Genomic DNA, 201 nt, shown 5'->3' with positions numbered 1-201 from the left:
TGTTAAATCAACACGTCCTGCTGCGCCTGAGCAGCACAGAGATAAAAGGCGCGTGCGCGCCACTGGATTGCCGCCTGTGCGGCAATGACGAATTGGGCGAATGGGTGAATGCGTAATCGACCTAACTTGTGGGTAATGATCAGGCTTTTGCGACAGCCTCTTTTGGCCGGTGAGCGACGAAGGAGCGACCCGATGGGAGGG

The 201-nt window shown here is 56.7% G+C and carries 1 protein-coding gene; it reads right to left on the bottom strand.

Annotated features, from left to right (window positions below):
* Positions 1–2: 2 nt before the first annotated feature.
* Positions 3–201, bottom strand: a 199-nt coding sequence (locus QN359_RS20040) for a hypothetical protein (RefSeq protein ID WP_323493648.1), incomplete at its 5' end; no start/stop codon positions are given.

This window comes from Undibacterium sp. 5I2, assembly GCF_035019605.1.
Taxonomy (GTDB): Bacteria; Pseudomonadota; Gammaproteobacteria; order Burkholderiales; family Burkholderiaceae_D; genus Undibacterium.
This window is presented reverse-complemented; position numbering and strand designations above follow the sequence as displayed.